2 protein-coding genes, 1 tRNA gene and 1 pseudogene are annotated in these 1,973 nt (G+C 70.5%); all 4 read left to right on the top strand.

Going from position 1 to position 1,973, the window contains the following annotated elements; genetic code table 11:
* Nucleotides 1–531 (top strand): annotated as a pseudogene (locus tag NQ160_RS15495) (DNA primase); the annotation flags it as partial.
* A 32-nt stretch (nt 532–563) separates the two neighbouring features.
* A complete protein-coding gene (locus NQ160_RS15500; protein ID WP_257516081.1) occupies nt 564–1,343 on the top strand; it encodes an ATP-binding cassette domain-containing protein in 780 nt (259 codons plus the stop codon).
* A 62-nt stretch (nt 1,344–1,405) separates the two neighbouring features.
* Nucleotides 1,406–1,481 (top strand) — tRNA-Asn (locus tag NQ160_RS15505).
* Nucleotides 1,482–1,607: 126 nt separating this feature from the next.
* A complete protein-coding gene (locus NQ160_RS15510; protein ID WP_257516082.1) occupies nt 1,608–1,970 on the top strand; it encodes a hypothetical protein in 363 nt (120 codons plus the stop codon).
* Nucleotides 1,971–1,973: the final 3 nt, after the last annotated feature.

Here is a 1,973-nt window from a genome sequence, read left to right on the forward strand (position 1 = left end):
AAGAATGCAGCCCCCACCTCGTCCACGGCGCCGGTCGCGGACGGCGGTGAGGCGCCGACGCCGCGGGTGACGCTGGCATCGCTTCCGCGCACCGCCGATGTGGCGCTCGAGCGCGACGCGATCATGGGCGTGTTGCAGTACGGTCACGCGGTGGATGCCGCCGTCCTCGACCCCGCGCTGGCGCTGCCGTTCCACCATCCTGCGCTCGAAGCCGTACGTCGCGCCGTCGTCGAACAGCCCGACCGTACCCGGATCGGCTGGGCGGCGGCCGCCGTCGAAGCGGTGCGCGAGCCCTACCGCACCCTCGCCGCCGAACTGCTCACGGCCGACTTCCCGGCGCGCACCGAAGCCGGCGCCCTGGCCTCGACCGCCGACCTCGCGCGTCGGCTGCGCTTGCGGGTCATCGAACGCGAGAAGAGCGAGCTCATGCGGCACATCCAGCGTGTCGATGTGGACTCCGACGGGGGCCGTGCGGTGCGCATCCGCCTTCGGGAGCTCGACGTCGAGCGTGCCCGGCTGATCGCCGAGTAGCCCGCGCCCGCCCGACCGGGCAGGATGGGACCATGACCCCGAGCAGTGACGACGAGTTCTCTGTCCGGTGCGACGACCTCTCCATCGCCCACACCGGGTCGATGCAGCGGGTCGTGGACGGTGTCACGTTCACCCTCCCGCGCGGCGGCACGCTCGCCGTCATGGGGCCCACCGGCTCCGGCAAGTCCAGCCTGGCCGCGGTCTTGGCCGGCCGCGGCGGCTCGGCGTTGTCGCTCGTGGGCGGCAGCGCCGTCGTCGAAGGCGTGCGGCTCGGCCGCCGCGGACGCGCCCACCGCCTGCACACCTACCTCACCGGCTACCTTCCCCAGCGAGCCGGCGCCGACCTTCCGGCGCGCTCGACCGTCGCAGAGGTGGTGGGGGAGCCCGTCACCAGCCGCGACCGGAGGGTGAACCAGCGCGCACTGGCGGTGCGCGTCGCGGCTCTGCTCGACGAACTGCAACTGCCCCTGGGCGCGGCAATGAAGTATCCCTACGAGCTGAGCGCGGGCATGCGCCAGCGCGTCGCGCTGGCGCGCGCACTCATGCTGCGTCCGCAACTGCTGGTCGCCGATGAACCGTACGCGAACCTCGACGTCGAAGTGAGGCGGGCCGCGCGCGACGCGATCCTGCGCCGCCGGGCGGAGTACGGCATGGCCGCCGTCATCGTCACCAACGAAGCGGCCGCGGTCGACGAATTGGATGCCGACGTGCTCGTCCTTCGCGCCGGACACACCGTCGCGACCGGCCACGGGACGGGCGGTCTGCTGTGGACGCCCGGAGACGATGCGAACCCGAGACTGGTCGCGTCGTGAGTCACGAGCACCCTCAGACGTTTGCTAGGATTGACGAGTTGCCCGCCGCAAGGTGTGCATGATCCTCGGTAGCTCAATTGGCAGAGCAATCGGCTGTTAACCGATAGGTTCTTGGTTCGAGTCCAAGCCGGGGAGCCACAGGCTCCGAAACTCCCTTGATTCGTCAAGGGAGTTTTGCTTTGGGCGCACCGTTCGGGCCCTATAGTGCAGATCATGCGGCGCGCATGGTCGACCGGCCGTGCTGACGCCGTCCCGGGAGAACCTGTGAGTCACGACAACCGGACGCCGGCCTGGATTCTCTTGACCGTGGCGCTGCTCGCCGCGGTCGCGGTCTGGTCACCTCTGATGGGCACCGGGGTCGGCATGGCTTTCGTCGCCGGCGCGTGCACCGTGGGGATCCTCTTCGTGTCGAAGTCCACCGCCGACCTCGCGCCCATCCCGGGAGCCATCGTCCCGCTCGCGCTCACGGGACTCGTGCTGATCGCACTCTTCGCGTGTTCGATCGCGGGAACGGTAATCGGGCTCACTTGGGTCTCATGGGTCGCTGCCGCCGTTGCTGGCTTTGTCGTCGCCTGCGGCCTGTTCGTCGCAGACCGACGCAGCGCGGCCGGGGGCCCCGCCGCCTGAGGC

The sequence above is a fragment of the Microbacterium sp. zg.Y909 genome (assembly GCF_024626565.1).

Coding starts and splice junctions, on each gene's coding strand:
- NQ160_RS15500 (WP_257516081.1), top strand. CDS start 564: ATGACCCCGAGCAGTGACGACGAGTTCTCTGTCCGGTGCGACGACCTC.